Here is a 24,618-nt window from a genome sequence, read left to right on the forward strand (position 1 = left end):
TAGGTACGCGCCCGTTGGCGCACCTTTTTATTTTTCTGCTTTTTCCATGAAAATTGCTGTTGTGGGTGCCACCGGCCTGGTAGGCACCGAGCTATTGAAAGTATTGGCCGAGCGTCGGTTTCCCCTTACCGAGCTGCTGCCCGTGGCTTCGGCCAAATCGGTGGGCCAGTTCATTGATTTTCAGGGCAAAAAATATCCGGTGGTGAGCATGGACGACGCCATCGCGGCCCGGCCCGATATTGCCATTTTCTCGGCTGGTGGCTCCGTGAGCAAGGAGCACGCGCCGCGCTTTGCCGCCGTGGGCACCACCGTTATCGACAATTCCTCGGCTTGGCGCATGGACCCCACCAAGAAGCTGGTGGTGCCCGAGCTGAACGCCGGTACCCTCACGCCGGAGGATAAAATCATTGCTAATCCCAACTGCTCGACCATCCAGATGGTGGTGGCATTGAATGACTTGCACAAGAAATACAAGGTGCGCCGCATTGTGGTGAGCACCTACCAGAGCGTGACCGGTACCGGCAAAAAAGCCGTGGACCAGCTCCTCGAAGAGCGTGCCGGCAAAACGGCCAGCAACCCCGCCTACCCGCACCCCATCGACCTGAACGTGCTGCCCCACATCGACGTGTTCGAGCCCAGTGGCTATACCAAGGAGGAGCTGAAGATGGTGAACGAAACCCGAAAAATCATGGGTGACGACAGCATCGGCGTCACGGCCACCTGCGTGCGGATTCCGGTTATGGGTGGGCATTCGGAGTCCATCAACGTGGAGTTTGCCGAGGAATTTGATATGGCCGAGGTGCGCGAAATCCTCGCCCATACCGCCGGCGTGGAGCTTGTAGACGACCCCTCTACCAACTCCTACCCCATGCCCAAAGACAGCCACGGCAAAGACGCCGTGCTGGTGGGCCGCCTGCGCCGCGACGAAACCCAGCCCAAAACCCTGAATATGTGGGTGGTGGCTGATAACCTGCGCAAAGGCGCCGCCACCAACGCCGTGCAGATTGCCGAGTACCTGCTGAGCCAGCAGGTGCCGGCGAAATAGCTGAAAAAACTGTTGTAGAGACGCATAGTTGCGTCTTGTCATTGAACAATTCTGCCTGCGCTTTTGGCGTTGGCCGTTCAACGACGAGACGCAACTATGCGTCTCTACTGCATTCAGCCTATGCCCGTTATAAAGACTGGTTTTCTATTGATGTGGCTGGTGCTGCTGGCCGGGGCGGCGCAGGCGCAAGCGGTGCTGCGCGGCCGGGTCCTCGATGCCGAAACCCACCAGCCCATCCCGAACGCGCAGGTGGGCGTGGCCGATAACCGCATCGGCACCAGTACCAATGAGGACGGCCGCTTTGCCCTGAACATTCCGCCGACTTATGCCGGGAAACAACTGACGGTGGCGCTGCTGGGTTACCGCAGCTATCGCCAAACGCTGCCGCCGCTGCCGGGGCCGGAGTTGCGGATTGAATTGAACATCAGCCCGGCGGCCTTGGGTGAGGTGCAGGTGACGGGTTCGGTGCTGGGCATTGTGCGGGAGGCCGTGGCGCGCATTCCGCGCAACTACCCGGTGCGGCCCACGCAGCTCACGGGCTTTTATCGCGAGTCGGATAATGACAGCCTCGGGCGGCCGCGCTATCTGGTAGAGGGCTTGCTAACGGTGTACAAAGCGCCGTACCCGCAGCGCACAAGCACGGGCGAGGTCCAGATTCGGCAGTCGCGCCGGGTCGATTTGCGGTCGGATAAGCTGGTGCGGATTGACTGGGCCGGCGGGCCGTTCATTGCGCATATGGCTGATTTTGTGCATCGGCGGGCGCAGTTTATTGACCCCGCCCACTTTCGGGATTATGACTACCGCCTCGCGCCCGGCAGCAGCTATCAGGACCGGCCGGTGTACGTGGTCGCCTTCGCGCCCAAGGCCGGCAACCGTCGCGCCGATTTCGCGGGTCGGATGTACATCGACCAGGATACTTACGCCTTTCTGGGGGCCGAGTGGCACTACACGCCCGCCGGCCTCGGCCACTCCACCAACCGGGCCGACTCGCGGGCCCTGCGCGTGGCCTACCAGCCCTACGCCGGCCGCTGGCACCTCAAAACCGTGTGGTGGCAAACCAAAGCCCGCCTGCCCATCGGCCCGCCACTCAACTACTTCGGCGAATTCCTGACCACGGCCATTGATACGGCCCAAACCGCCCGGCCCGGCTACCTGGAGCGCGCGCAATACCACAACGTATTCCTGCACAACGCCGTGGCCTACGACTCGGCCTTCTGGCGGGGCCACACCACGCTGCTGCCGCCCGAAACCCTGCGGCAAGCCCTCCTCGACCAGCAGCGCCAGCACCGGGCCGACTCGCTGTTTCGGCCCGCCCTGCCCGCCGATTCAGTCCCTGTTAAAGACGCGCCGCAAACGCTGTTGGGGAAGTTTCTGAGCCGCTTTCGCTACGGGGGGGCTGTGGGGGCATGGCCGCTGTCGGTATCGGCAGCGGCTCTGGCGGTGGCGTATGCGCCGGCCGGGTACGGGTTTAATTTCCAGGGTAACAAGGAAGTGGCCGCGCAGTCGTTTTCGGTTTATTCGCAGTTTGAATACCAGTTTGAGCTGACCCGGGAACTGGCCGTGCGCCTGGCCACCCAGCATTTGTACGGGCAATTCAGTGCCGACGGCTGGGCGGCCGGCCTGAGCTACCAGCGCAACCTTATGCCCCGGCACCGCCCGCTTTACGGCCGCGCCGGCCTGGCCTACACCCGCCAAACGGCCGGCCGCGACCTGGGCACTTTCACCAATTCCGATGCCGGCTTGCGGGTGGCCGGCACCAACCTCGGGGCCGACAAACTGAGCGCCCAGCTACAAGCCGTGACCGAGGCCCTGCAACCCAGCCTGGGCCTGGGCCTGGAGCTCAGCCACAAGCTGGAGCTGGTGGCCGATGCCAGCTACCTGCTGCCGCTGCGCACCCGCACCCGCCTGCAACTAGCCGAGGAAAGCGGTTTTTTCCTCACCCGAAGCTCCGCCGCCATCAATTTGCCCCATCCCGACGTAAGCCTGCGGACCAACGACCAGCCCACCGCCGCGCTGCTGTGGCAGCCCCGGCCGTGGCTGTTTAGCCTCGGGCTGCTGTACCGGTTGCGGTAGTGCGAAGCGCCGCTTCGCACTACATGCGCGCCGCCGTGGCCGTACATTGAAGCGCAAGCCCGTGCCTCAACTCCTCATTATGCCTGCCAAACTCCCCGCCGCTTTCTTCCAGCGTCCCGATGTGCTCGCCATTGCCCGCGACCTGCTGGGCAAGCACCTCTACACCCACATTAGCGGCGTGCTCACCGCCGGCCGCATCGTCGAAACTGAGGCCTACCGGCACGAGGGCGACCATTCCCTCACGCTGCACCTGGAGCGCAAGCGGCACCAGGCCCAGGGCCTGCACGTACCCGGCGGCCATGCCTACATCTACACGGTGTACAACCGGCACGCCCTGTTCAATATTGCCACGCACGATGCACAGCACCCCGACGCGGTGCTCATCCGGGCCATCGAGCCGCTTATTGGCGTAGCAGAGATGCTCTGCCGGCGTGGGCTGGCCAAGCCCGTGCGTGCCCTCACGGCTGGGCCGGGCGTGCTGACCCAGGCATTGGGCATCACGCCGGCCCTCACTGGCCAGCCAGTTACCGGCGACAGTATCTGGTTTGAAGACCACGAAGAAACGGTAGCTGCTACCGATGTAGTTGCCAGTTCTCGCGTGGGCCTGGAATATGCCGGCGAAGAAGCCTCGGGCTTGCCGTGGCGTTTTCGGCTGAAAGACAGCAAGTGGACCAGCCCGGCCAAATAGCAGGCTACGGAGCCGGGTACGGGTTGGGGTGTTTGATTTCGAGCCACCTATCCGGCCGGTCCAGCGGCTCGTAGCCGAAGCGTTGGTAGAGGGTGTGGGCGTCGAAGGTGGCGAGGAGGTGGCGGCGCAGGTTTTGCAGGTCGGGGTGGGCCAGCATCTGCTTCACCAGCCACTTGGCGAGGCCGTGGCCCCGGAACTCGGGCAGCACGAACACGTCGCAGAGCCAGGCAAAGGTGGCGCGGTCCGTGACCACGCGGGCGAAGCCGGCCTGGCGGCCATCGGGGGCGTAGAGGCCGAAATTGAGGGAATTGGCCACGGCGCGCGCCACGGTGGCGCGCGGAATGTGCTTCGCCCAGTACGATTCCTCGCTCAGCCAGCGGTGAATGGCGGGGATGTCGAGTCGGGTAGGGTCGGTGCTGAGGGTGTAGCCGGTGGGGTGGGTGGCGGTGAAAAATTCAGCCATATCAGAAGTAGGTAAATGCGGCCGCAAGCTACTAAATCCGGCTGCGGGCCGGGCCGGCGGCATCCGCTTACGGTCAAGTTTCGTTATCTTTTGACAAACAACGGATTTATCCTTTCACCACCTCCTGCCTATTGCCATGAAATTTCTACGTAACGCGTTGCTGGCCCTAAGCACTATGGGACTGCCTCTTGCCGCCTGTGCTCAGGCCCCGGTCCTCACCACCTTTGCGGTGGGCACCACCACGGTCACGGCCTCGGCGCTGGCTTCCAGCCTAAGCACCATTTGGGAGTTGGTGTGGGGGCCGGATAATTTCATCTGGGTGACGGAGCGCAGCGGCCGCATTAGCCGCGTGAATCCGGCCACCGGGCAGGTGCTGCCGCTGCTCACCATTGCCGACGTGACGGAAAGCAATGAGAGCGGCCTGCTGGGCATGGCCATTGATGCCGCGCCCACGGGGCAGCCGGCCGGGACCTACGGCGTGTTTGTGGTGTACAACTACACCGACCAGGGCACCCTGAAGGAAAAGCTGGTGCGCTATACATACGCCAACGGCACGCTAAGCAACCCCGTGGTGCTGCTCGGCAACATCGTGGCCACCACCAACCACAGCGGCTCGCGCCTGCTGCTGCTGCCCGACCGCACCCTGCTCATGACCACCGGCGACGCGCTGACGGCCTCCGAGGCGCAGAACCGCACGTCGCTCAACGGCAAGATTCTACGGCTAAATTTCGACGGTACCATCCCGGCCAACAACCCCACGGCCGGCAGCGCCATCTACACGCTGGGGCACCGCAACCCGCAGGGCATCGTGCGGCTGCCCGATGGCCGCATCTACAGCTCGGAGCACGGCCCGAACAACGACGACGAAATCAACAAGATAGAAGCCGGCCGCAACTACGGCTGGCCCAACGTGGAAGGCCTCTGCGATCTGCCCGCCGAAGCCACCTTCTGCGCCGCCAACAACGTACGCGAGCCCCTCACCGTCTGGACGCCCACCATTGCCCCGGCCGGCCTCACCTACTACGACCACCCGGCCATTCCCGGCTGGCGCGGCAGCCTGCTGCTGGCCGTGCTCAAAGACAACAAGCTGACCCAACTTACGCTGGATGCCGCTGGCCTCACCATCCCTAGCCGCACCGATTTCCTCTCCGGCTTCGGCCGGTTGCGGGCCATTTGCGTGTCGCCGGATGGCAAGGTGTACGTCGGCACCAGCAACCGCGACGGCCGGGGTACTCCCGCCGCCACCGACGACCGCATTCTGACCCTCGAAAACCGGGCCTACGTGGCCACGGCCACGCGCCCGGCCACCACTTTCGCCTTCGAGCTTTTTCCCAACCCCGCCCACCGGCAGGCCACCGTGCAGCTGCCCGCGCCGGGCGCCCTACTCACCGTGACCGACCTGCTGGGCCGCCCCGTGTATGCGGTGCGCGCCACCGGTACCACGGCCACACTGGACCTCGCCGGCCTGCGCGCCGGTACCTATCTGGTGCAGGCCGACGGCGCGGCCGGCCGCAGCACCCGCAAGCTGGTGGTGGAGTAAGCCACTGAAAAAAAGCCGGGCCTGAGGCCTGGGTTTCGACCACAAAAAAGGGCCGGCAAATTGCCGGCCCTTTTCGTTGCGGAGAGTGCAGGAGGCTATTCCAGCACCACTTTGCGGGTCAGTATCTGGCCGGCCACCGTCACGCGGAGCGTGTAGAGGCCCGTGGCCAGGCCGCGGGTGCTCAGGGTTTGCTCGGCGGTGCCGCTCAGGGCTTTGGTAGCCACTACCTGGCCCAGCGCATTCAGCAGCGTGGCCTGGCCGGCCCCATTCAAGTCACTCAGGCGCAGGGTGAGCTGGCCGGTGTTGCTCGGGTTGGGGTACACCAGCAGCGCGTCGGTGTTGGCCTGGGCGCGGGTGGCGGTGGGCAGGCTCAGGATGGTGAACGAGCCGGTGGCGTCGGAGCTACCGTAGCCGCTCACGGCCACGTAATACACGGTGCCCACGGTGAGGCCCGTGAGGCTAACCGGGCCCACGTTCAGGTTGCTACCCGTAGCTGCCTTGCAGAATACCTGGTTGAAAGGTCCGGCCGAGCAGCTGGGCGTGGTGAACACGCGCACCATGCCAGCGGCCGTGCCCGTGATGGTCAGGGTGCGGGTAGTTGCCGAGGCCGTGAAGGAGAACCACACGTCCTTGGGGTTGGCTGCCGGCGAGCAAGCCGGCGTGTTGATGCCGTTCTGGATACTGGTGGTCGCGCCCACGTTCGAGCCGGCAACGCTGGTGGTGCCAAGGGCAATAGCGCCGCAGGGCTCATCGTTGGTCGGAACGGTGAGCGGCGTGGTGAAGCACGTTGGCCCCGCGAAAGCGCTGCTGCCATTCGTCGGGCCGCAGTTCTGGCGCACGTAGAAGCAGTAGTCGGTGGCCGCCTGCAGGTTGGTCAGCGCGTAGGTGGCGGCCGTGAGGCCGGTCACGCTGGTGCCGGTGCCCTGCGTGAAGCCTTGCACGCCATATTCCAGCTCGTAAGTGTTGCCGGCGGGCAGGCCGCCAGTAGGGGCCAGCCAGTTCAGCGTCGCCGTGGTGTTGGTTACGCCGGTAACCGTGGGGCCGCTGGGGGCCGCGCAGTTCGACGGAGCCGTTACGCATACCGCGATGAGGCCGGCATTGATAGCACTGTACGACCAAGCCCGGATGTAGAGCACCTCGCCCGGCGTACGGCCCGTCAGGGCAACTTCTGAGTACAGGCCGTTGGTGTCATCGTTGCAGCCAATCTGCGTCAGGTTGCCGCAGGTACCGGAGTACAGGCTAATCACCGTATCCGTGATGTTGCTGCCAGCGGTGGGGGCCACGGTTTTCACCGTTACCGACCCGCTCACGGGCACCGTCACTTTAAACCACACGTCCCGGTTCAGGGTCGTGGAGCAGGTTGGGGTGGGGGCACCCGCCGAGGTCGTGGCAGCCGTGTTGTCGGAAGTCGTCTGCGTGATGCAGACGCCAAACTGAATGGGCACGTTGAGTGCGGCGGCGCATTCATCATTCACCGGGGCTACCGGCGTGGTGGTGAAGGTGAGCGTGGCAGCCGGCGAGGTCTGGCCCGCGCCGCAGTTGCTCACAATGGTAATCGTGTAGCTCGTGCTGGGCGTGAGGCCGGTCAGGTTCAGCGGCGAAGCGGTTACCGTCTGGGTCGTCGTGGTGCCGCCGGCGGGGGTCACCGTTACCGTGTAGGTAGTGGTGGCCGTGCCGGGCGTAAAATTCACGGTTGCCGTGGTGGGCATTACGCTGGTAGCCGAGAGTCCCGTCACGGTGGGGCAGGCCAGGTACGTGATGTTCACGTTGTCTAGGCCAATGTCGGTGGTGCCAAGGTCACCCACGGCGCGTAGCCGGATGATGGTGGTGGCCGTGAGGCCCGTGCCGGGTAGGTTCACCGTCTGGCGGGTCCAGGTGCCGGCCTGGCCGAAGCCCCCTAGCGCCGCGCTGAAGGTAGTGCCGCCGTTGGTGCTCACAAACACCTTGAGCGAATCCGTGCCCAACGTGTTAATGTAGTCGAAGCTGAGCGCGGGCGTGCCCGACGTGCCGGCCATGTTGGCGAACAGGTCCAGGCTGCCTACTGCCCGGCCCGATACGTTGCGGGAGTGGAAGCGGGCCGAGTGCATGCTGGTGCCCGTGCCCAGCGGGCTGCCCACTGGAGAGTAAATTCCCAGGGTTGGGCTGGTCCAGGCGGCGCTCACGCCGTCGTCGTCGCGGCGCCACGAGTTGTTGCCCGTCAGCGGCGTATTGCGCCAGTTCACAGCCGGTATTTCGTTGGTGCCGCACTGGCTGGTCCAGGCCGCCTCGAAGTCCTGGTTATAGGGCGTCGTGTTGTTAATGAGCACATACGGAGCCGCCACGCAGCTCGTGGTGAAGGTCGTGGTGGTCGCCGTCGAAGTCGTGCTGCCGCTGCAGTTGCTCACAATGCTCACTGTGTAGGCCGTGTTGGGCGTCAGGCCCGTCAGCGTTATCGGTGCCGATGATGGAGCGGGGGTAACGGTGGTGGCCGTGCCGCCGGCCGGGGTCACCGTCACCGTGTAGGTGGTGGGGCCGGCGGGCGGGGTGAAGTTCAGCACCGCGCCGGTAGCCGTCACGCCCGAAGGCGTGAGGTTGGCTACGGCTGCGCAGGCGATGTAGCTCACGCGCAGGTTGTCGAGGCCGATGTCGGTGACGCCAAAGTCGCCGCGGCCGCGCAGGCGGATGATGGTGGTGGCCGTGAGGCCGGTTGCGGGCAGGTTCACCAGTTGGTGGGTCCAGGCGCTGGCCGTGTTCAGGCCGAGCGTGGCCGCGCTGAAGGTAGTGCCGCCGTTGGTGCTCACAAACACCTTGAGCGAGTCCGAGCCCGACGTGTTGATGTAGTCGAATTCGAGCGTGGGGGTGCCGGCCGTGCCGGCCATGTTCACGTACAGGTCCAGCGTGCCGTAGGTGCCGCTGCTCGCGTCGTAGGAGTGGAAGCGGGCCGCGTGGGCGCTGGTGCCGCCGCTCAGGGGGCTGCCCGCCGGCGTGAACGCGCCAAAGTTGCTGCTCCAGGCGGCGCTGGTGCCGTCGTCGTCGCGGCGCCAGGAGGTATTGCCGGTTAGGGGCGTCGTGCGCCAGTTCACGCCGGGGGCTTCGCGCGTGCCGCACTGGCTCAGCCAGGTGGCTTCGAAGTCCTGCGTGTAAGCCGTCGTGTTGTTCACCGTGGCGTAGGGCGCAGCCACGCAGCTCGTTGTGAACGTTACAACCGTGGGCTGCGAAGCAGAGCCCGCGCCGCAGTTGCCCACAATGCTCACCGTGTAGCTCGTGCTGGCCGTCAGGCCCGTCAGCGTCAGGGGCGAAGCCGTGACCGTTTGGGTGGTGGCCGTGCCGCCGGCCGGGGTCACCGTCACCGTGTAGGTCGTCGGCCCCGTAGCGGGTGTAAAGCTTACCGTTGCGCCCGTGGCCGTGATGCCGGTGGCCGTAGCCGCCGTCACGGCGGGGCAGGCGATGTAGCTCACGCGCAGGTTGTCGAGGCCGATGTCGGTGACGCCAAAGTCGCCGCGGCCGCGCAGGCGGATGATGGTGGTGGCCGTGAGGCCGGTTGCGGGCAGGTTCACCAGTTGGTGGGTCCAGGCGCTGGCCGTGTTCAGGCCGAGCGTGGCCGCGCTGAAGGTAGTGCCGCCGTTGGTGCTCACAAACACCTTGAGCGAGTCCGAGCCCGACGTGTTGATGTAGTCGAATTCGAGCGTGGGGGTGCCGGCCGTGCCGGCCATGTTCACGTACAGGTCCAGCGTGCCGTAGGTGCCGCTGCTCGCGTCGTAGGAGTGGAAGCGGGCCGCGTGGGCGCTGGTGCCGCCGCTCAGGGGGCTGCCCGCCGGCGTGAACGCGCCAAAGTTGCTGCTCCAGGCGGCGCTGGTGCCGTCGTCGTCGCGGCGCCAGGAGGTATTGCCGGTTAGGGGCGTCGTGCGCCAGTTCACGCCGGGGGCTTCGCGCGTGCCGCACTGGCTCAGCCAGGTGGCTTCGAAGTCCTGCGTGTAAGCCGTCGTGTTGTTCACCGTGGCGTAGGGCGCAGCCACGCAGCTCGTTGTGAACGTTACAACCGTGGGCTGCGAAGCAGAGCCCGCGCCGCAGTTGCCCACAATGCTCACCGTGTAGCTCGTGCTGGCCGTCAGGCCCGTCAGCGTCAGGGGCGAAGCCGTGACCGTTTGGGTGGTGGCCGTGCCGCCGGCCGGGGTCACCGTCACCGTATAAGACGTGGCCGACGAAGAGGGCGTGAAAGCCACCGATGCCCCCACCGCCGTGATGCCGGAAACCACCAGGTTGCTCACGCTCGGGCAAGCCGCCGGCGCTCCAATCGTAAGGGTGAAATCCTTGGTTTCGCCGCTGCCAAAGTTCGTACAGGCATCCGCCGCACCGTTGGGGTTGCCAGCAGCCCGGCTGCGAATACGCATTCCCGTTGTGCCCTGCACGGCCGTAGCGGGCACCAGCAGCGTGGCGCTAACCGGCGTGCCCGTGGGCGAGGCCGTGGCTACCTGCGTCCATTCGCTGGCCTCGTACACAAAATTGTGGTTGTAGTCGACCCACACCGACACAATGCTGCTGCCGGTCAGGGTCACACTCAGCGTATAGGGTACACCGCCCGAAACGGTGCCCGTGTTGGTGCCGGTAGCGGGGTAGCTGGCGTACGACTGGCCGCCGGTGGCGGCGCAGGTAAGGCCCGTGGCGTTCAGCGTGGTACCCGACAAGCCCACATCGGTGATATCGTTGCCGCCGCAAACGCCGCCCAGGCCCGTGGCGCAATAGGCGGTGGTTTGGGCCTGCACCGGCCCGCTGCCCAAGAGCATTGCGGTGAGCAGCAGTGCGCTCGCCTGAGGCCAATGCCGCCTCGTGAAGGAACGTAGGAGTGTTGTCATAAGGTGAATAGGGTGAATGAGGGAAAAAGAAAAAAGGTGGAGGGATGCATTAACGGCCAACCGCCGCTCCTGCCGGTTTGGTGTCGTAATGTAGAGACAAAGCTCGAATGTTCAACGGCCTTTCGGGCTTTCCCCCATCTACTTACCTCGAATGCAACGTGCCGTTACTAGGGTTTTTCTGGGGGCTGATAAAGCGGGTGTCAGGAAAATCATATTTTTATATGTTGGAATATGCCTGATATCATCGCTGATTACCAATGATATGGCCTCGAATTGCGGCTGGGCTATAATATGCCAGGGATTCAATTTCCGTAGCAGCGGAGCCGGGCCTGCTACGCGCCCGAAATAGCCGCGTGCTTGCCCCGTACCAATTCCCAGTGCAGCAGGGCCGGCACTGCGAGCCGCAAACAGGCAGCGCATTTTTGTAAACCGATGCGGGCAACAGCCTTATGGTGCTTACAAGCAATGTATTACGCATGTCAAAGGGTTTCCCTACATCTGTTCTTACTGTTGAGTTTCCTTAGGGTAAAGCTTGGTGAGCAGGGGGATGAAAATAAGTTCCTTTTTAGACGAAAAATCTTATTTCTGGCCCTTAATTTGCTATATGTCACGATAGTTTTAAGGCTTTTTTTGAACTCGTTCTTTCTACCTGTATCTTGGTTCGCTGATTCATCAGCAACCACCCACTTTGTGTTTTTTCACACCCTCTCTCACCCCTCTTTTTTCACCCATGAGAAAAATCTTACATTCTTTTATCTTACTGCTCTTTGCGTGCGGTCTGCTGGGCGGGCTGCCGTCGGCGCGGGCTTCCCACTTGCTGGGCTGCGACATGACCTATACCTCGCTGGGCAACAACCAGTACCGGGTAAAATTCCGCCTTTACCGCGACTGTTCCGGTATTGATGCGTTGCCCTTCACGCTGGAGTGTCGCAACGGCGGTTGCAACGCCAGCGCGACCGTAACGGCCCCGCTGGTGCAGCAAGGTGTTCCGGTATCCGCTACCCCGCTGTGCCCCAGCACACCCGGCTCCTGCGCCAGCCCGTCGTCGCTCTATCCACTCTACGATTTTACCAATTACGAAGCCACCGTGACGCTGACCCCCGGCCAGTGGACGATGAGCACGAGCCAGGGCTCGCGCCCTACCATTGCCAACATCGTGGGCTCGCCCAACCTGTACGCCGAGGCTTACCTCGACAACCGCAACAGCGGCACCACCACAGTGGCCAATAATTCGCCTCAGTTCGACCAGCAGGACATTCCGATTCAGTACGTGTGCGTGAACCAGCGCACCACCTTCGGCTTCTCGGCCATTGAGCCCGATGGCGACTCGCTGGTGTACGCCCTGGCGGCCCCGCTCGGTGGTTGTGGAATGCCCACTACCTACGCCCCTTACCCCGGTGCTAATGGCGGTGGTCTGTTCTTCATCACCCGCAATCCCTTGTGCGTACTCGAAGTGCCGGCCCTGGCCGGAGGCGCATTGTTTACGCCCCAATTGCCTATTCCGGTAGCTGTGGATACCACCGGCACCTGCCCCATCAAGCAGGGTGCCCCGTATTTCGGCCTCAACCAGACGGCCCGCACGGTGACGTTCACCCCGAATGTGTATACCCCGGCTACATCGGCCGCCGATGGCCGCAACAAGTACCAGGTAGTAGTGGAAGTGACCGAGTACCGCCGCATCAACGGTGCGCGCCGCATTGTGGGCCGCGTGCGCCGCGAGGCCGTGCTCATCGTTATCAACTGCGGAACCAACACGACGCCTAACCCGGTGCTGGCCACCAACCAGACGCCCAACTCCAACACCGGCACCATCAACACGACCGATACCACCCAAATCAGCGTGTATTCGTGCAACTACTCGCGCGTACTGGTAAACTTCACCGACCCCGACAACCTGCGCACGCCCAGCCAGCACCAGCTGCTGACGGTAACGCTGCCGGCTAACATCAATACCGACCCCAGCTACTTGGCTTCGGGCGACGTAGGAACGTTCTCGCTGAGCGGCAACGGCACCGAGAACCCTCGCGGGGTCTTCTTCTTCCAGCCCTCGCCTTCGCAGGTGGGTCGCACCATTCGCATCAACGTGCGGGTGGAAGACAACGCTTGCCCGGTGAAAGGCTTGCAGAACCGGGTAATTGTCATCAAAATCCTGCGCGGCAACTTCGCCTCGGCAGTAGCCGCAGTGGGTAGCTCCGGCATTGGCAACACCACGCCGCCTTCCGGCGCGGTTTGCGTGGGCGGCTCGCTCACGCTGCAAGGCAATGTGATACGTCCGGACTCCGTGCGTCGCCTGGCCACCAACACTACCCAGGCGCAGGTGTACTCCTACAACTGGGCTGCCCTGGGCAGCGGAAATGGCCTGCCAACCGTGACCAACACCAAAAACATTGTGGTAAGCCCCACGAAGACCACCCGCTACCGCCTGACCATCGCCCCGACGCTGGGCTTTGCCCAAGGGGCCTGCGGCGATACCACCTCCATTCTGGTGCGCGTGGCCAGCGAGCCCCTGGCATCCGCCACGGCCACGCTACAGGAAGTATGTGCCGGTGGTGCCGTGGTGCTGACTGGTTCGGCGCGTCGCCAGGCCGATAGAGACAGCACCCTGCGCGACACCTACACCTACACTTGGACTGGTCCGGGCGTGCCGGCCAACACCACGGGCTCAACCCTCACGGTCCGCCCCACGGCGTTGGGTATTAACACCTACACCCTGACCGCCAACGGTGCGGTGCCTTACGGATGCGATGCTACCACTACGGTACAAGTAGTGGTGGTGCCACCGCCCACGCTTACGACGCTGCTTTCGGTTGGCAACGTGACCGTAGCCACAGCCAAAGTATGCGCCGGCGCTCCCGTAGTGCTCCGCGTGCGTGCCCGCCGCCCCACCGGTGCCGGCAGCACCCTGAGCGATGCGTACACCTTTGCCTGGACAGGTCCCGGCATCGTGGGCAATGCCACGGACTCCGTGGTGACGGTGCGCCCCACCACTCGTGGCATCAACAACTACTCGGTAGTCGTAACGGGCCGCAACCAGTTCAACTGCTCGGCTACCACCACGGCCCAGGTAGAAGTAGTGGCGCCGCCCACGGTGCGCGCCACCACCACCAACACGTACATCTGCCCCAGTGGCACGGCCACGCTGCAAGGCTCGGCTACGTCGGCTAGCCTGACCGATACTTATACCTACTCCTGGAGTGGCGCTGGCGTAGCCGCCGGCACCACGGGCGCAACCATCACGGTGCGTCCCACGGTAACCACGCGCTACATTGTGACGGCCAGGGGCCTCTCGCAATACGGCTGCTCCGATACGGCTTCGGTCGTGGTGCGGGTGACCCCAGCGGTGCTGTCGAGCTTCACCACGGCTGACTCCGTGGGCCTGACCGGCCAGCACACCAACCGTCCGCCGGTTATTTTCACCTTCAAGAACAACACGGTAACCAATGCTCCCGGCCAGTCGCCGACCACCACGGTTACCTATGCCTGGACTTACCAGCGCGTGCGCGACATCGCGGGCGTAGGGGTGAACGAATCGGTAACTGCTTTCGGCGGCAACACGGCTACTCCGACGCCGTTGCAACTCGGGCTGGCCGGCTACTACGTGGTGCGCCTCACCACCACGGCTACGGTGGGCGGCGCAGCCTGCGCGGCTTCAACTTCGAGCAAAACCGTGCTGGTGCCTGACCTGCAGGTGCCAAACGTAATCACGCCGAACGGCGACAATCAGAACGACGTGTTCAAGGTGTCGACTGCCGGCACTTCCAGCAAGCTGGAAATCTACAACCGCTGGGGCCGCAAGGTGTACGAGCAGGCCAACTACCAGAACAACTGGGGCGGCGACAACCAGCCCGCGGGTGTGTACTACTACCTGCTCACCACCACTAACGGTGCGCAGACCAAAGGCTGGATTGAGGTAGTGCGCTAAGCATCAATTTCTCACCGGATGCATCGAAAAAGGGTGCCGCGATTATCGCGGCACCCTTTTTTTGTTGTGGTTGATTGTTGTCCCGGGCTTTTGAGTCAGTGGGCTCAGGCGGGCTGCCCAAGATGGTGGCGCTCGTTCTTCACGGCGTTCTGCACGGTCCAGGTCACTTCGTGCCGCAGGGCGAACTGCCGTACCGGGCACTCCGGCATCAGGCACAGGGAGCAGGCGGCAAAGGTGCAGGGGTCGGCGTGTACGAACATCTCGACTTCCACCGCGAACCGGGCCCGAATCAGTTCCTCAATGTCGTGCAGCTCGGTGTGTACCTGCTCCAGGGTGAAGTAGTAGGGCATCTGCATGTGGCAGTCAATGTGCAGGTTGGCCCCGTAGCGCTGCACGCGCAGGTTATGCACGTCAATCCAGGGGGCGCGGCGCTGGGCCTGCAGCTCGGCAATGACTTCGGCCACCACGGCGGTGTCGGTTTCGTCCATCAGGCCCGATACCGAGCGGCGCACCATGCGCCAGCCATTCACCAAAATGAAGCCGCCCAGCAGCAGCGCCGCGCCGCTGTCGAAGCGCAGCACGCCGGTGGCTGCCACCAGCACCAGCGCCGCCGACGACACGATGGACGTGAGCGCATCGATGTAAAGATGCTGCCCATCGCCCACCAGCGCCACCGAATTCAACCGCTTGCCGTTGCGCACCAGCAGCAGGCCCACGGCCAGGTTCACCACGGCGGTGCTGGCCAGCAGCAGCACGCCCCAGTCGGGCCGGGCCACGGGGTGCGGGTGCCAGAAGTGCCCGCTGGCACTGTAGAGAATGAACGCGCCCGCCATGAAAATCAGCCCCCCTTCAAACCCGAGCGACAGGTTCTCTATTTTGCCGTGGCCGTAAGGGTGGTTCTCGTCCTTGGGCAAGCTGGCCAGGTAGAGGCTATACAGCGCAAAGCCGCTGGTAGCCACGTTGATGATGCTCTCCAAGGCATCGGTGAGCACCGCCTGGGAGCGGGTGAGGTGGTAGGCGTAGAACTTAACGGCCACGAGCCCGATGCTGACCACGAGGGACAGCAGGCCGAGGCGGTACTTGGTTTGGGTGGGCGTCATGCAGCGGAGTTTTCGGGGCAAAGGTCGGGCACCGGGCGCAAGCGGGGCGGCAGGCTCGGCGCGGGCCTTTGTTCGGACACCGCCGTTGTTAATGCCTGATAAAACCTAAATGGTTCGCCAGCCGCTGCCTGCGCTGTTGCCGGGATTTTCCGGTGCGGCGAATAATTACCGGGCGGGCGCAACTTTTTTCGCGTAATCTTGTATTTAAGGCAGTCGAAAATTATTTTTAGGCTAATCTAAAAAAGCTCTTGCCCTTACCTACTGCTTATCGTGCCGCCCGCTATTCTTCCTGATACCCAACAAGCCACCTCAGAAGCCGGCTGGCGCCACCCCCGCCGGGGCAATTCCCTGAGCGAAGTATACGCCAGCATCAAAGTGCCGCCAGCCAATGCCTCGTTCTGGCGCAAGCTGATGGCTTTTTGGGGGCCGGGCCTGCTGGTGGCCGTGGGCTACATGGACCCCGGCAACTGGGCCACCGACCTGGCCGGCGGGGCGCGCTACGGCTATACGCTGCTGTCGGTGGTATTGATTTCCAACCTGTTCGCCATGCTGCTTCAGCACCTGGCGGCCAAGCTGGGCATCGTGACCGGGCGCGACCTGGCCCAGGCCTGCCGCGACCACTACTCGCGCCCCATCAGCCTGATGCTGTGGGTGCTGTGCGAAATCGCCATTGCCGCCTGCGACCTGGCCGAAGTCATTGGCTCGGCCATTGCGCTCAAGCTGCTTTTTGGCCTGCCGCTGGCCTGGGGCGTGGTGCTCACCACGCTGGACGTACTGGTGGTGCTGTTCTTTCAGAACAAGGGCTTTCGCATCATCGAAAGCCTGGTGGCCGGCCTTATCGTCCTGATATTCGGCTGCTTTCTCTACGAAATCATCGCCTCACACCCCGACTGGCTGGCGCTGAGCCAGGGCCTGGTGCCGCGCCTCGAAGTGGTGACCAATCCGCAAATGCTGTACGTGGCCATCGGCATCTTGGGGGCTACCGTGATGCCGCACAACCTCTACCTGCACTCCAGCATCGTGCAAACGCGGGCTTTCCCGCAGGATGAGCCGGGCAAACGCTCGGCCATCAAGTTCGCCACCATCGACTCGACGCTGGCACTGTTCCTCGCTTTTTTTGTGAATGCGGCCATTCTGGTGACGGCGGCGGCGGCTTTCCATGGCAAGGGCCACGACGGCGTGGCCGACATTGCTGACGCCCACAAGCTGCTCACGCCGGTGCTGGGCGCGGGGGCGGCCAGCGTGCTGTTTGCCGTTGCCCTGCTCGCTTCGGGGCAGAATTCGACATTGACCGGCACCCTGGCGGGCCAGATTGTGATGGAAGGCTTCCTCGATTTGAAGCTGAAGCCCTGGGTACGGCGGCTCATTACGCGGCTCATTGCCGTGGTGCCGGCCCTGGTAGTTGCCATCCTCTACGGCGAGAAGGGCACCGGGCAGCTGCTGGTGCTCAGCCAGGTGATTCTGTCGTTTCAGCTCAGTTTCGCGGTGGTGCCGTTGGTGCTGTTCACCAGCAGCAAGGCCAAAATGGGCGTGTTTGTGAACCGGTCGTGGGTGAGAATCGTGGCCTGGATAGTTTCGGGTATCATCATCATCCTCAACGTATTCTTGCTCTGGCAAACCTTTTTTAGCGCATAATTTCTGCTGGTCCCGCCGGCCGCAACTTGCGCGTGAAAGCGTACGTTGCGGGCCAATGGGTGAGGCGAGTGGATAGCTCGTCGTCGTCGCTCATCCCGCATCCCAATCAGTCCCGGGTTTCATTGCCAGCCCCCGCCCATTGTGCGGAACGGAAGCCCTGTGTCTTTTTATATCCAATAAAATACCTATGAAAATAATTTCGATACTGGTTATTTTACTTCCCCAACTGGTCTTTGCTCAATCAGCTGTGCTTAATGGGACAGTGCGTGCCACCACCCGCCAACCGGTGCCGTTTGCAAGCGTGGCCGTGGTGGGCACTCCACTGGGCGCTGTGGCCGACGCGGCGGGCCACTACGAGCTAACCGGCGTGCCGGCCGGAACCGTGCGCCTGCGGGCCAGTGCCGTGGGCTTCGCCCCACTGGAACAGCGCGCCGAGGTGAGTGCCGGTCAGCCCCAGACGGTTGATTTCCAACTGCAAGCTACCGCCACCGACTTGGGCGAGGTAATTGTGACGGGCGTGAGCCGGGCCACCGAAATCCGGCGCAGCCCCGTGCCCATTGCCACCCTGAACCGCCGCGAAATCACCCTCAATGCCAATACCAACGTGATTGACGCGGCCGTGCGCGGCATTCCGGGCCTGAGCGCCGTCACCACCGGCCCCAACGTGTCGAAGCCGTTCATTCGGGGCTTGGGCTACAACCGCGTGCTGACCCTCTACAACGGCCTGCGCCAGGAAGGCCAGCAGTGGGGCGACGAGCACGGCGTGGAAGTGGACGGTTACGACATTGAGCGGGTGGAAGTGGTGAAAGGCCCCGCCAGCCTGCTCTACGGCTCCGATGCCGTGGCCGGCGTGGTGAACCTGCTGCCCGCTTTGCCGTCTGGCCCCGAAGGCCGGCTGCGCGGCGAAGCGCTGGCCGAATATCAGTCCAACAACGGCCTGTTCGGCAATTCGCTGGGTCTGAACTACCAGAAAAACGGTTTCCAGACCAGCTTCCGGGCCAGCCACCGTCTGGCCCGCGACTACCGCAATTGCGTGGATGGTGCGGTGTACAACACCGGCTTTCGGGAGCTCACGCTGACCGGCATGGCCGGCGTGCGCAAGGCCTGGGGCAGCTCGCACTGGTACCTCACGCTCTACGACAACCAGCAGGAAATCCCCGACGGCAGCCGCGACTCGCTAAGCCGCCAGTTCACGCGCCAGGTAGCCGAAAACGGGATTGATGATGTAAAAAACCGGCCTTTGGCGACACCGGAAGAACTAAATTCCTACGCTATTTCGGCGTTGCACCAGCGCATCCGGCACTACCGGGTGTTCACCAAAACGCAGCTGCAACTGGGCGATGGAGAGCTGCACCTGCTGCTGGGCGCGCAGCAGAATATGCGCGAGGAATTCAACCACCCCACGGCCCCGGCCCAGGCCGGGCTGGCCCTGCGCCTCACCACCTACACCTACGACGTGCGCTACCACCTGCCGGCCTGGCGCGGCCTGGAAACCACCGTGGGCAGCAACGGCATGGCCCAGCGCAACCGCCACCAGCAGGCCACCGATTTTCCCATTCCTAACTACGACCTGCTGGATGCCGGCGGCTTCCTGCTGCTGAAAAAGCCCCTCGGCCCGCTGGAAATTAGTGGTGGCCTGCGCTACGATACCCGCTGGGTGAGCTGGGACGATTTCTACGTGGCCCCGAACCCGGCCACCGGCTTCGATGGCGCGGCCGGCCCCGGTGTGGTGGGCGCGCTGCGGCAGTTTCCGGGGTTTGGGCGGCGTTACCAGGGCGTGTCGGCCAGCGTGGGAGCCAGCTACGTGGCCACGGCGCGGCTCACGCTACGCGCCAATCTGGCCCGGGGCTACCGCGCCCCCAACATCCCCGAAATCGGCTCCAACGGCCTCGACCCCGGCGCGCACATCGTGTACCTGGGCAACCGCGACTTCGAGCCCGAATTCAGCTGGCAGCAGGATGTGGGCGTGCTCTGGCACCAGCCCACGCTGGATGCCAGCGTGGAGGTTTTCCACAACTACGTGCAGCATTTCATTTACCAGGCCCGTTTGTTGAATGACGCCGGGCAGCCGGTTGTCATCGTGCCCGGCAACACCACATACCAGTTTCAGCAGGCCGCTGCCCGGCTCTTCGGCCTGGAAGCCAGCCTGAATTGGCGGCCCGCCGCCCTGCCGGGCCTGGCCCTCAGCAGCAGCGCCGCTTACGTGAACGGGCAGAATGCCGATGCCACCGTGCTTGAAAAAAAAGGCCCGGATGCCCGCTACCTGCCCCTGATTCCGCCGTTGCGCGCACGGGCCGAAGCGCGTTTCACGCTGCCCACCAGTTCCGGCCGCCTCACCGGCACCTACTGCCGGGCCACGGTGGACGGCAGTGCCCGCCAAACCAATTTTCTTGCCCTCGACAACACCGAGACGGCCACGCCCGGCTACGCGCTGCTGGGGCTGGGGGCCGGCACCACGGTGGCCAGTCGCGCCGGCCGGCCGCTGGCGCAGCTCATCGTGCAGGTCGATAACGTGTTCGATGCTGCCTACCAGGCCCACCTCAACCGCCTGAAATACTTTGAATATTATGCCGCCGCTCCCAACGGTCGCTCGGGCATCTACAACCCCGGCCGCAACGTGGCGATGAAAGTAGTGGTGCCGTTTTAGCGCGAAGCGGCCGAGCGGGGAGGTGTTGCGTATAGGCGGCCATGCCAACAACCATTACCCTGCTGCGCTTCTGTGCGTTTTGCTTAACAATACTGGGCCCTGCTACCAAGGTGCTGGCCCAGAAAAGTGTTCAGAACGACACGATTAAGGTCGATAAGAACCAGTTTAACCTGTTTCGGCCCACGCCGCGCAAATACATGCGCCCCATGGTGCCCGACCGCCCAGGCATCACCGAAAGCCCGTATTCCGTCGATGCGGGCCACTTTCAGTACGAAACCGATGCCCTGCGCCTGCTCACGCGCCGCGAGGGCACGGCCTACGGGCACGACTGGTACATCAACCACGCCCTGGCGAAAATCGGCCTCACCAACCGGACCGACCTGCAAGTGGGCCTCGATTCCTACACCGACACCCGCAACTACGACGATGCCGACCCCAGCCAGACGGCCGTATTCCGGGGCCTCGGTGACCTGAACCTGCGCCTGAAGCACACGCTGGTGGGCGACGACAACAGCCGCTGGGCCCTGGGCCTGATTGGCTACGCCACCCTGCCCACCGGCGGCCCGCGCGGCGATGGAGCCGTGGAATACGGGGCCGTGCTGCCCGTGGTGTATCAGCTCAACAAGCCTTGGAGCATTGGCGGGCAGGTGGCCACGCAGGTGTACTGGGACCGCGAAACCCACTCGCACTACCTCCAGCTCACGCCCACGTTCACCACTGACTATCAGTTCAGTAAGCTCATTCAGGTGTTCGCGGAGCTGGTGGGCTACCGCGATGTGCGCCAGTCCTCCTGGCTGAGCTCCATCAATACCGGGGCCCAGCTCGACGTGAGCGACAACGTGCAGCTCGATTTCGGCACCCACCAGCCCATCACCAACTCCGTGGACCGCGAATATTTTATCGGGATGAGCTTCCGACGGTGAGGTTGTAGCGTGGACTCTGCGAGTCCGCGCCTTGTAATGGCCGCCCCACCGGAACGCGGTCTCGCAGAGTCCACGCTACGCGCCCTACCTTTGCCCCGTCAAGGTGCCAGACCCCAATCGCGGGGCGCGGCTGAAAAGGGAATCCGGTTCAATGCCGGAGCTGTCCCCGCAACTGTACGCTTCACATCGGGGCGGGCCACGAATGCCACTGTTTACTAGTTGATTTTCAACTGAATAAATGGGAAGGCGGCCCGCTCGGCGAAGCAAGCCAGGAGACCTGCCCGGACATTCACAGGTTCAGCATTCGCGGAGGACGAATGGAGAAAGAGAGCAGCGGCGGCCTTCGGGCAGCCACCTTACCCCCTGTTTTTCGGCCTCGGTCTGGCGCTGGTTTTCTTCATCTGAAGAAGGCTTTCGGTAGATTTTGAATCGAATTTTCTTAATCGAAAATTTGATTCGGATGCGTTGTCTTTTACTCAACTGGTTGGCGGTAGTCTGCGGATTACTGGCCGGTACCGGTGTGGCCCAAGCTCAGTCGCTGCGCGCCGTGCCGCCCGATTCGGCCCGGCTCAGCCGGCGGCTGCACCGGCTGGCTGAAGTGAACGTGCGGGCCGTGGGCCCCGAGCGGTTTGCCACCGGCAGCCGGCACTACGAAGCCGATTCGGCCACCCTGAGCCAGTACCGCGACGGCACCGTAGCCGAGCTGCTGCAAGACCGCACCCCGCTGTATATCAAGAGTTACGGGCCGGGGCAGTTGGCTTCCATCAGTATCCGGGGCACCTCGGCCCAGCAAACGGCCGTGCTTTGGAACGGCCTGAACATCATGTTGCCCACCCTAGGTCAGAACGATTTCGCGTTGCTGCCCGTGGGGGCCAACACCCGCCTGGCCGTGCAGTCCGGCCCAAGCGCCGCCCTCTACGGCAGCGGGGCCATCGGCGGGGCTGTGCTTCTGAATACCGCGCCCGACTGGCGGCCCGGCCTGCGGGGCAGCGTGCAGGCCGATGCCGGCAGTTTCGGCCTACGCGGCGGCAGCGCCGAGGTGAGTACCGCCAGCACCGCCGTGGCCGTGCGCGTGGCCGCCAGCTACCGCCAGGCCCTCAACAACTACCCCTACACCACCCAGGAATTTGGCGGGCCGGTGCGGCACACGCTGGCCGGGGCCGCTCTGCGCCACCAGTGGAGCCTGGCCCCCGAAGTGGCCCTGCGCGTGGGCCCGGCCGGCCAGCTCACGGCCAGCGCCTGGTTCACCGATACCGACCGTGAAGTGCAGCCCGCCGCCACCGGCCTCAACCGCCGTGCCGAGCAGTTCGACCAGAGCCGCCGGCTGGTGCTCAGCTACCGCCACCAGGCTTCGGCGCGGGCGCAGTGGCTGGTGCGCGCCGCCGCGTTTGAGGACGTGCTGAACTACCACGACATCAGCATCACGAGCGACTCGCGGGTGCGGACCACCCAGGGCCAGGCCGAATACACGGCCGCCGTGGGCACGCGCGGCTCTCTGCGCCTCGGGGCCGAAGTGCAGCATTTCAGCACCACCTTCCGTGAATACGCCAGCCCGCTGACCACCGAGAACCGCGCCGCTGCCTTCGCGCTGTTTCGCTACGACCCGCAGCCCCGCCTGCGCCTCACGGCCAACCTGCGCCAGGCCGCCCTGCCCCAAGGCAACCCCCTCACGCCCACTGCCGGGCTGGAGTGGGACGTGTGGACGAATGGCCCAGCCCTTGATTCCCTTAGCTACTCCGCCGCTCAGTCGCTCACCTTCAAGGCCAGCGCGGCCCGCACCTACCGCGCCCCCACGCTCAACGAGCGGTTTTTCAACCCCGGTGGCAACCCCAACCTGCGCCCCGAAATCGGGCTGGGCTACGAGGCCGGCCTGCTGCACCGCGCCCAACTCGCGCCGCGCACCACGCTGCAAACCGAACTCACCGGCTACCGCCAGCTGGTGGACGACTGGGTGCAGTGGACGCCCGGCCCCGAAGGCTACTGGCGGCCCCGCAACCTGCGCCAGGTGCTCACGCAGGGCCTGGAGGCCAGCACGGCCCTCACCCTTCGGCGTGGCGCGCACCGCTTGGGGGCGCGGGCGGCCTACACATTCACCCAGGCCCGCACCCGCCGTGCCACCCCCGACGACCCCGTGCCCGTGGGCCAGCCGCTGCCCTACGTGCCCACCCACACCGGCACCCTGAGCCTGGACTACGCTTGGCACGCCTGGCGCGTGGCCGCCGCCGCCAGCGCCACCAGCTACCGCTACACCGATGCCACCGCCCAGGCCTTCCTGCCCGGCTACGGCCTGCTGGGCGGCAGCGTGGGCTACGCCCTGCGCCTGCACGGGGCGGAGGCCCTCCTGCTGCTGCAAGGCACCAACCTCCTCAGCCATGCCTACGACAGCTACGAAGGCCGCCCGGCTCCGCCCCGCGCCCTGAGCGTGAGCCTGCGCCTGAGCTGGCTCTGATAATCTGCATTCAATCACCCATTTCTCTTCTTCTTATTTCCCCATGCGTTTTTCTAACTATCTGATTGTTTCGGCGCTGGCCTTGCTGAGCCTGGCCGGCTGTAGCCCCGACAAGGACGTGACCGTGGCCCCGTCGGCCGACAATACCAATGTATTTGTGCTTAACGAAGGGCTGTTTGCCGCCAATGGCACGGGCACCATCACGCTGTTTAACAAAAGCACCAAAGCCGTAACCCCCGACCTGTTTGCGAACGTGAACGGCGCGGGCCGCCGCCTGGGCAACGTGGTGCAGAGCATGGCCGTGCGCGACAAGCGCGGCTACATCGTGGTGAACGCGGCCGATAAGGTAGAGGTCGTGTCGCTGCCCGAATTCAAGTCGGTGGGCGTGGTAAAGGGGCTGAACAGCCCGCGCTATTTCCTGCCCATCAGCACGAGCCGGGCCTACGTGACGCAATGGGGGCGCGATACTCTGCACCGCCACGGCGTCATCATCCCCAAAGTGCGGTCCGGTATCAAAATAATAGACCTGATTACCAATTCAGTGGTCGACAGCATTGCCACCGGAGATTTGCCCGAGCGCCTGACCCTGGCCGGCGGCAAGGTATTCGTGGCCAACTACGGCAGTAATACCGTCACCGTCATCGACCCCGCCACCAACCGCGTCACCAATACCCTGACCGTGGGCGATTCTCCCAACAGCTTCGCGCTTGATAAAAACAGCCGCCTGTGGGTGCTCTGCGGTGGTTTCGTGTCCTACCTCTACGACCCAAACGGGAAGTTTCTCGGAATCGACTACGCGAACACGACTGCGGGCAGCCTCTACGGCCTGGACCCCGCCAACCCGACGAGCGGTGGTACGTCACGCATTTTTGCGTCTAACCAGCGCGTTCCGGTCGATATTCACGCAAACCCTGCCGGCGACCAGCTTTACTTCCGCGCCACCGATGCTACGAGCTACCTGGGCGGCGTAGTGCGCCTGGGCATTGCCGATGCCGCTTTGCCATCGCTGACGGCTACCCCGTTCATTGATGGCCTGTTCTACGGCCTGGGCATCGACCCCGCCGACGGCACCATCTACACCGGCACGGGCACGTTCTCGTTCGACAAAATGGCGCGCTACCAGCCCAATGGCCTAAAAATCGACGAAACCGTGGTGGGCGCCGGCCCCAACGGGTTCGTGTTCTTCTAAGTGAAAACGCTGCGCTGCCAGCTTTCCCGATACTTCTCCTTCTTTTCTGCAAACACCCAAAAAAGCCCGTTCCAGTAGGAACGGGCCTTTTTTTTGGCCTGAAATTAAAAAA

Annotated in this window: 13 protein-coding genes and 1 riboswitch; of the genes, 10 read left to right on the forward strand and 3 right to left on the reverse strand. The window is 63.9% G+C overall.

The annotated features are described in order from the left end of the window. The first annotated feature begins 46 nt into the window (after positions 1-46). From ACVWYF_RS22075 to ACVWYF_RS22085, 3 genes are all read left to right on the forward strand, one after another. The gene (locus ACVWYF_RS22075) at positions 47-1,045 is read left to right on the forward strand and encodes an aspartate-semialdehyde dehydrogenase (RefSeq protein ID WP_457072298.1); all 999 of its coding nucleotides are present in this window, start codon (positions 47-49) and stop codon (positions 1,043-1,045) included. Between the two features lie 120 nt (positions 1,046-1,165). After that, on the forward strand, positions 1,166-3,118 hold the full coding sequence (locus ACVWYF_RS22080; protein ID WP_457072300.1) for a carboxypeptidase-like regulatory domain-containing protein: 1,953 nt from the start codon (positions 1,166-1,168) through the stop codon (positions 3,116-3,118). A gap of 79 nt (positions 3,119-3,197) precedes the next feature. Next, positions 3,198-3,806, forward strand: a complete 609-nt coding sequence (locus ACVWYF_RS22085) for a DNA-3-methyladenine glycosylase (protein ID WP_457072302.1) — start codon at positions 3,198-3,200, stop codon at positions 3,804-3,806. A 4-nt stretch (positions 3,807-3,810) separates the two neighbouring features. On the opposite strand, the gene ACVWYF_RS22090 is transcribed toward ACVWYF_RS22085, so the two are convergent. After that, the gene (locus tag ACVWYF_RS22090) at positions 3,811-4,269 is read right to left on the reverse strand and encodes a GNAT family N-acetyltransferase (RefSeq protein ID WP_457072304.1); all 459 of its coding nucleotides are present in this window, start codon (positions 4,267-4,269) and stop codon (positions 3,811-3,813) included. A 136-nt stretch (positions 4,270-4,405) separates the two neighbouring features. On the opposite strand from ACVWYF_RS22090, the gene ACVWYF_RS22095 reads away from it, so the two are divergent. Beyond that, positions 4,406-5,809, forward strand: coding sequence for a PQQ-dependent sugar dehydrogenase (locus ACVWYF_RS22095; protein ID WP_457072306.1), 1,404 nt, complete (start codon positions 4,406-4,408; stop codon positions 5,807-5,809). Positions 5,810-5,904: 95 nt separating this feature from the next. On the opposite strand, the gene ACVWYF_RS22100 is transcribed toward ACVWYF_RS22095, so the two are convergent. Further along, complete coding sequence (locus ACVWYF_RS22100; RefSeq protein WP_457072308.1) at positions 5,905-10,641, reverse strand: fibronectin type III domain-containing protein; 4,737 nt, start codon at positions 10,639-10,641, stop codon at positions 5,905-5,907. A gap of 730 nt (positions 10,642-11,371) precedes the next feature. Between ACVWYF_RS22100 and ACVWYF_RS22105 the strand changes: the two genes are divergently transcribed. Further along, the gene (locus ACVWYF_RS22105; protein ID WP_457072310.1) at positions 11,372-14,563 is read left to right on the forward strand and encodes a T9SS type B sorting domain-containing protein; all 3,192 of its coding nucleotides are present in this window, start codon (positions 11,372-11,374) and stop codon (positions 14,561-14,563) included. A 104-nt stretch (positions 14,564-14,667) separates the two neighbouring features. Here the strand turns inward: ACVWYF_RS22105 and ACVWYF_RS22110 are convergent, their stop codons facing one another. Continuing rightward, a complete protein-coding gene (locus ACVWYF_RS22110) occupies positions 14,668-15,663 on the reverse strand; it encodes a cation diffusion facilitator family transporter (protein ID WP_457072312.1) in 996 nt (331 codons plus the stop codon). A gap of 270 nt (positions 15,664-15,933) precedes the next feature. Between ACVWYF_RS22110 and ACVWYF_RS22115 the strand changes: the two genes are divergently transcribed. The 5 genes from ACVWYF_RS22115 to ACVWYF_RS22135 all read left to right on the forward strand — a co-directional run bounded on the left by ACVWYF_RS22115 (position 15,934) and on the right by ACVWYF_RS22135 (position 24,506). Continuing rightward, positions 15,934-17,298, forward strand: a complete 1,365-nt coding sequence (locus ACVWYF_RS22115; protein ID WP_457072314.1) for an Nramp family divalent metal transporter — start codon at positions 15,934-15,936, stop codon at positions 17,296-17,298. 187 nt (positions 17,299-17,485) lie between these two features. Next, positions 17,486-19,945, forward strand: a complete 2,460-nt coding sequence (locus tag ACVWYF_RS22120) for a TonB-dependent receptor (protein ID WP_457072316.1) — start codon at positions 17,486-17,488, stop codon at positions 19,943-19,945. A 41-nt stretch (positions 19,946-19,986) separates the two neighbouring features. Further along, entirely contained in the window at positions 19,987-20,868 is an 882-nt protein-coding gene (locus ACVWYF_RS22125; RefSeq protein ID WP_457072318.1) for a transporter, read from the forward strand. Positions 20,869-20,952: 84 nt separating this feature from the next. Next, a riboswitch (cobalamin riboswitch) is annotated at positions 20,953-21,167 on the forward strand. 161 nt (positions 21,168-21,328) lie between these two features. Beyond that, positions 21,329-23,317 (forward strand): TonB-dependent receptor plug domain-containing protein, encoded by a 1,989-nt coding sequence (locus tag ACVWYF_RS22130; RefSeq protein ID WP_457072320.1) that lies wholly within the window; start codon positions 21,329-21,331, stop codon positions 23,315-23,317. 43 nt (positions 23,318-23,360) lie between these two features. Then, the gene (locus tag ACVWYF_RS22135) at positions 23,361-24,506 is read left to right on the forward strand and encodes a DUF5074 domain-containing protein (protein ID WP_457072322.1); all 1,146 of its coding nucleotides are present in this window, start codon (positions 23,361-23,363) and stop codon (positions 24,504-24,506) included. Positions 24,507-24,618: the final 112 nt, after the last annotated feature.

The organism is Hymenobacter sp. UYAg731 (genome assembly GCF_054061335.1).